The sequence below is a fragment of the Laedolimicola ammoniilytica genome (assembly GCF_025567165.1).
GTDB classification, from domain to species: Bacteria; Bacillota; Clostridia; order Lachnospirales; family Lachnospiraceae; genus Laedolimicola; species Laedolimicola ammoniilytica.
The window spans coordinates 59,220-65,493 of the sequence record NZ_JAOQKC010000017.1; the positions used below are offsets into that span (position 1 = coordinate 59,220).

General features: G+C 49.9%; 6 protein-coding genes. 2 read left to right on the top strand and 4 right to left on the bottom strand.

Annotated elements, in window-relative coordinates:
• Positions 1-56: 56 nt before the first annotated feature.
• Both OCV63_RS12385 and OCV63_RS12390 read left to right on the top strand, forming a co-directional pair.
• Positions 57-326 (top strand): helix-turn-helix domain-containing protein, encoded by a 270-nt coding sequence (locus OCV63_RS12385; protein WP_015529202.1) that lies wholly within the window; start codon positions 57-59, stop codon positions 324-326.
• A gap of 46 nt (positions 327-372) precedes the next feature.
• A complete protein-coding gene (locus OCV63_RS12390) occupies positions 373-666 on the top strand; it encodes a hypothetical protein (RefSeq protein WP_025579757.1) in 294 nt (97 codons plus the stop codon).
• A gap of 144 nt (positions 667-810) precedes the next feature.
• Here OCV63_RS12390 and OCV63_RS12395 read toward each other — a convergent pair whose 3' ends face one another.
• From OCV63_RS12395 to OCV63_RS12410, 4 genes are read right to left on the bottom strand one after another with little or no spacing between them, the layout of a single operon-like run.
• The gene (locus OCV63_RS12395; protein WP_005933796.1) at positions 811-1,176 is read right to left on the bottom strand and encodes a cysteine-rich VLP domain-containing protein; all 366 of its coding nucleotides are present in this window, start codon (positions 1,174-1,176) and stop codon (positions 811-813) included.
• Positions 1,173-1,379, bottom strand: a complete 207-nt coding sequence (locus tag OCV63_RS12400; RefSeq protein WP_015529203.1) for a transposon-transfer assisting family protein — start codon at positions 1,377-1,379, stop codon at positions 1,173-1,175. Before OCV63_RS12400 ends, OCV63_RS12395 begins: the two co-directional genes overlap by 4 nt.
• Before the next feature lie 2 nt (positions 1,380-1,381).
• Complete coding sequence (locus tag OCV63_RS12405) at positions 1,382-2,326, bottom strand: hypothetical protein (protein ID WP_158364299.1); 945 nt, start codon at positions 2,324-2,326, stop codon at positions 1,382-1,384.
• 3 nt (positions 2,327-2,329) lie between these two features.
• Positions 2,330-6,202 carry an antirestriction protein ArdA gene (locus tag OCV63_RS12410; protein ID WP_158364301.1) on the bottom strand — a complete coding sequence of 1,291 codons (3,873 nt, stop codon included), beginning with the start codon at positions 6,200-6,202 and terminating at the stop codon, positions 2,330-2,332.
• Between the last annotated feature and the right edge of the window lie 72 nt (positions 6,203-6,274).

Below are 6,274 nucleotides of genomic sequence, written 5' to 3' on the forward strand. Positions count from 1 at the left end.
ATCTATAAAAGCGTGGTAGGATAAAGGTATTCCAATATAGACAGGAGCGTGAAAACATGGCAGACCAAACGATACCCGATTATGAAACCATAAGCGCCGCCGTTACCGGAGAAACATGGGCGGTGGAAAAGGTGCTTATGTGCTACAAGGACGAAATCGACAGGCAGGCAACTGTAAAGAAACGTCAGCCGGACGGAACATTCAAACTGGAAATTGATGAAGATATGCGCCAGTATATCACAATGAAGCTGATAGAAGCCCTCCCCCAGTTTCCACTTGAAGAAATGGAAAGAGAGGAAAAAAGAAATCGGGACAAAAAATCATAAAAAGGTAGACGGGAAGCTGCTGCGGACAGATAAGCAGTTCCGGCATTTGAAGCAACGGCAGAAAGAAACTATCAGTACATGGCTTTATGAGGAATACCGCCGTCTTTGGATAGAAAAGGGACAGGAGCCGCATAAGTACAACAACCGGGAAATCGTTGCCGCTGTTATGGAACGGATAGAAGCTGCGGGGATATGGCTGCCGGAACAGGAAGTAACAAAATATTTTTACCGCAGGAAAACCCATTACCGGAACCGGATAGAAAAAGAATTACAGCCGAAGCCGGAAATGCAGGATAAAGACAGTCAGACACAAAAAGAACAGGGCGCAGGAAGCCAGTAATGACCTCCCGCACCCTGTTCTTTTATAGGTACTGATTTTAAAATGTTACGCAGTAGAACCCCCATTTTAAGGGAAAAGGTATTCTGTATCGCCTATGCCAGTTTCACGTCATTTATGCCCTGTAAATCAAGGCTTTTTTTGCCCTTATCGCGTAACCGCCGCACGCCGTTTCCTCATGCGCTCGGCTGCCTGTCTGCGGGTAATCCGCTTCCGGCAGTCCGGGCAGTATTTGACGCTGTTCGATTTTGATACAAAGAACGTGCCGCACTCGGTACAACGCTTTTTGTCCTCTGTCTTGAAAAGCTCTGCATACAGTAGCTTATCAAGAGGAAGTACGGCAATTTGAAACCACTTGCATAAAAGCGAACAGGAAATGAGCTGCGGGCAGACACATTCCTCCCCGTCGTCCAGTAAGATACAGTGTCCGCGCTCGCAGTTGCAGCACTCCTTTTTTACAAGGCTGTTGACTTTTCGGCTCTGTGGCGGCGTAAGCCGCTTACCCCCGGTCATACTTCATCAGCGGCGAAAATGGCAAGCTCCGCATACTCGTTTTCTGTTAGCGGGGAAATTTTCTGTAAGGTGCGTTCTGCAAAGGGGCGCATATCCTCGTCCATGAACGGCAGCGCAGCCGTCATATTTTCCATAAGCTGTGCTTTGCTTCCCTCATGGTAAATACTCAACAGGTTCATTTCTTCAACGGTCAGTCTAATCATGCTCATACCTCCAATTCGTGATGTTTTGATTTTGCTGTCTTTTTCGGGACTTTTGGGGATTTTTCTGTTTGTAACTGCGCCCGGACAGAGGGAGGGGACTGTTTCATCTCTTTATTCCTCTCGCTTTTATCTATCAGCGAATAAACTCCATGCCTGCCCTCCAACGTAGATAAGGAAAGGCTTTTGTAAGGGAGCATGGAAAGCAGCCGTTCCATATCCTTATCCGTTGCCAGTGGAACAAAGTAGGGAGAAAGTTCTACCGCACAATGGGTCTTTTCGGGGCTGTCCGGTTCTCCAAGCCCTTTTACATTTTCCACAATCCGGCGGGCTTCTGTTTCAATCTGTCTATCATGCAGGGCGGCGATATGTAACTGAAAATCCCTCTGCGTATGCGGTGTTCGTTTTTTCTGCTGTTCCCTCAAAAGGCTTTTTAAGGCTTCCGGGTCGTTTGGCTGTGCTTCAAAACGTATAAACTTTCCAAGTTGCGGGTCAGTGTCCCCGTCAAAATATTGTCCGGCAGGCTTTGTCAGCTCCCCATGCTCATAAATCAGCGTGTAGTTGTCGGCAGGGATTGATTTTTCGATTACTTCCCGGAAATGCTGCAAATAATCCAGTTCATAAAGATTGCCCTTGATTTTTTCCTGCTCTGTGCCTGTCAGTTCCACCGCATAGGCAAGGATAGTATCGCGGGTCTGTTCCCCGTAAAACCGCCATGTATTATGCTGCCTTGTGTCCTTTAGAAAAACGTCCCGTTCCCGGAAGCAGCACGTCCCGGACGGGCGGGAAAACCACAAAAGCCGTTTGTCCTCCGGGATAAGGCTTACCGCCGCTTTCCGCAAAATCTGTTTGTCTATGTCAAAATCGCTCTGATAAAAAGCGGTGTTCTGTTTCATTATGGCTTCAAGGGAAGCAATAACGTCCACATTTTCAAATTTTTGTAACTTCATAGGTCAGCTCCTTTCCAAATCCTGTGTTTTCTGTCTTGCCTGTTTCTTCGGTGCCTGTTCTTTCGCTGCTTTAAGCTGCGCCCGGATAGAGGACTTTTTCTCCGGCTCTGCCTGTTTCTTTTCTGCTTTGAGGGCTTCGGCGTATTCTGCAAGGGAAATCTGTCCTCCGGCTTTTGCTTTTTCTTCCAGTTCCGTAGCGGTCGGGGTGTTGTTTATCTGCCCGTCAATCATGTTGTAATTCTGCTCGGTGGTCTGTTCGGCAGCTTTCAGATAATTTTCCGGCTGCAAAAACTCCGGCACGTCCTTATAACCGAAGCTGTCTACATAGTGGGCGGTGTCCTGTCCGTTCTGATGAAGTACCACCACGTCGGAAACGGAAAGGCTGTGTCCCTTAAAATCTTTCGGGTGGTCGATATTAAAGCGGGTGTAAATATCTTCAAGGGAAGTCCCCGGCGTAAGAGGTGCGGAATAGACAAGGGCATAGTTTTTCGGGTCTACCCGGTGTCCGGCGGCAATCAGACGGTCGTAAGGCTCAAAACGCAAGTCCCTTGTTTCGTCCCCGCCTTTTATCTGATAAATGGAAAAGGTGTCTTTATCCTGTGGGGCTTCCTGCTCCGGCTGCCCTTGTGCGAATTGTTCCTGTGCAGCTACCTTTTGCGCCCGGATATGCGCCCGCTGTAACTCGGTAGGCTTTTCCCCGGTAAGAGGTGCAATCGCCTTGACATAATCAGCCGCATAATAGGCGTTACTGGTAAGCTGCCGCTGCCATGCCCCGGCTTTTGGCGACCAACGGAAGCCGTTGCTTTTTAAGGCTTCCCGCGTAGCTTCGTCCGGCTTATCCTCAAAGAAGATTTGCAGACGGTTCGCTTCGGTGTTTGCTTCCACCTTGCCGCCGTCGAATTCCCAACCCACAAAACCGATTTCTTTTTGCTGTGAAAGGGATTTGATACGGTCTTTCACGCGCCGGATTTCCGCGCTGTTGTTGGATAACGCCCAAGTCGCAAAGGGCTTGTCCCCCAAATGCCAACTGCTCGCCATGTCCGCTTTTAATTTTTCAAGCTGTTCCGGCAACAAATGCGGGCAGCCGTCAAGGGTCTTATGCTTGCGGTAGTAGGCGTTTACGGCTTTCATGGTTTCCTGTGATTTTTCAAGGCTTTCCAGTTTCTTTTCTAACTTCTGTACTGCCTGCGGGTCGTCTGCACTGATACCGCCCATGCCGGTACTGCGGATTTTATCAAGAAGTCCTTGTATGTCCTGCCATTCCCGGTAATTGCTGTCGCGGGCTGCGTTCTGCTTTTCTTTCTTCCTTGTGGGGAAGTTAGAGCCGCCCGCAATGAGGATAGAGGGAACACGCGCGTCAATCTCATAGCCTTTGTTCATGTTCGCCGCCAGTTTCCGGGCGTAGGTGTCAAGCAGGCTGTCGATTTTCTCATGGTACATCGGGTCTACCCGCTGTTTCTGCCTTTCTGCAAGCTGTACGGCTTCATCTACATAGTGCCTGTATTCAGCCGTCGCGCTGCCTTGCTTATAATCGGAAAAACTGTTTGCGTCCTTTGCACGTTTGGCGGCAGCTTCGTTGATTGTGTAATAAGGTGCGGCGGGTGCAGCTTGTTCCGGCTGTGGTGCTTCGCTGCTTGCGCCTGTATCAGCTTCCGGCTCGGTCTGTGCTTCTTTTTCCTGTACCGGGGCTGTTTCTTCGGGAAGCTCCGGCGCGGCTGCTTCTGCTTCGGGCTGTATGGTAGCTTCCTGTGGGGTCTGTGCCTGTTCGGTGGTCTGTTCCTTATCCTGTGCCTTTTGGATTTCTGCAAAATGTCCGTCTATGGTATCAATCAGACTTGCGGCGGTGCTGCGGATTGTTTCAAGAGAGCCTTTCAGTTCTGCAAGTTCTTTTCCGCTGCTCCACCCGGCGATATATCCAAAGGAATAGTCCGACGTATCAAGCCCGTAGTGTTGGCAAACGGCATAGGCGACGCTTTCTGCCTGTACCTCGCGGGTGCGACGGTCGGGACGTTCCGGCGCGTCTTTGTCTATGTCATGGAGTGTCGCATGGGCAATTTCATGGATAGCGGTCTTGATATTCTGCAATTCGTCCATGCCCTCGTTGATGAGAATACACTTTTCCTCATAATTGCAGCGTCCTTTTATACTGCCGCTTAGTGCTTCAAATCCCATAGCAAAGGGGGAAGTTTTTTCAAGGGCAGCGAAAAAATCCTGATACTGTTCCACGTCGCCCGTAAGCTCCTTTATCCCAAGGTCGGGCAACTCCTTACCCTCGGTCTGCGACACGTCAAAAACAGATACCACACGAAAGGCGGGGATTTGGATTTCCTTTTCCTCGGTAACGGCTTTCCCGTTCTTATCGAAAACAGGCTTTTGCGTGTCCGGGTCGATTTTTTCCACCTGTTTCTTAACGGTAAAGGGCGCGGGCGCAATTATCTTGATAGCTTTTTCCCCCGGCTTTACATGGCGGTCAAATTCCTTTTCCCATTGTTTATAGCCTTTTACAAGGTTGCCGCCCTGCATGGCGATAAGGATTGTATTGTTTAGGCTGTAATCATGGAATTTAGACATAGTACGCAGATAGTCGGCGTAACGGTCGCTTTCATAAATCCCCAAAATGCCCTGTTCCAGTCGGTCGGTAATCTCTTTCATTTTGTTGGCGGGCTTTTCGGAAGATAGGATAATCGGGAGAACCGGGGGCTGCTCTGTGGCAGTGGTCGGTATGGCTGCGGCAGCGTCAATGTCTGCCTGTTCCTTTTCCTGTACTGGCGGCTGCGGTGTTACCCGATATTCCTCCGGCACGTCCCGTCCGTCATACCACTGTGTAAAGGTGTTGCGGTTGTTGTAGATATATCCCTGCTCGGTAAATCTGCCCCCGTCATTGATAGCAGCGTCCCGCCCGTATTCCTCATAGAGAAAATAGTTTTTTGCTTCTTCCGGCAGCTCCAACTCGTCCAGTTCTTCAATCAGATAATGCCCGTAATCTTCCTCGGTTTTTACGGACGGATAAATCCAGTAACAGTCAAGATTTTGTGCAAGGTTTATAATGTCCTGCAAGTCCCTTGTATGGTCGCCGTATGTGATAGCCGCAGCAAATTTTTCCCGGTCGTCGTCAAACTGCATTTTCAAAAGCTCGCCCAAATAGTTCAGTTCGTCAAGGCTTTCAAGCTCGGTCAATTTCCCTGCCAGTCCCGGAATAGAGGACTGATATTCTGTGATGTGCAGCTCCCCGTAGTTTTTGCCGTCTATCCCGATACGGTCAAAGACTTCTTTCAAATGTTCAGCAGTCGTGGGGAATGATACCCATTCGCCCGCAGGTCTGCCCTCGGTGTACTTTCCAAGATTAGAAAGATACCCGCTTAAAATCGTTTCTTCCATGCGCTCACTCCTTTCTTTCTCAATCATGCGGTGCATAAGCTCGTAGTCCTCCATGCTCATGCTCCCGTCAAATAGATAGGGGTCGGGTTCTTCGCCGCCCCGGTAGGCTTTTTCAGAAAAAGGCAGCCCCGCAGCGTGGGCGGCGGCTCTTGCTTCCTCGATAAGCTCCGGCGGCAGCCTGTCGTCGTGGGCTTCGATAAATTCCCCGATATTGCTATATCCGTTTTCGTAGTGGCGGCGCACCCCGGCGGTCAGTTCGTCAAGGTTCCTGTCCTCGCCAAGATAGCCGGAATAATAGCCGTTTACCACAACGGCGGCAGGGTCAGCCTGTTTGATTTCTTCCATGCGGCTTCTGTCCTCCGGGTAGAGAATATCGCCCATTTCAAGGTGGAAATATTCCGCGTTCCAAGAACGTCCCGTTTTCCAAAACGCCACCCAAGCGATACCGTCCCTTAATTCTTCTTGATAGTCTTTTACGGTGTCCCGTAAATTTGCCATGTGTAACCTCCTTTCCCAAAGGCAGCGCGGACGCTGCGCTTTCCAGTTTCATCATTCAGTACCCCGCGCCCG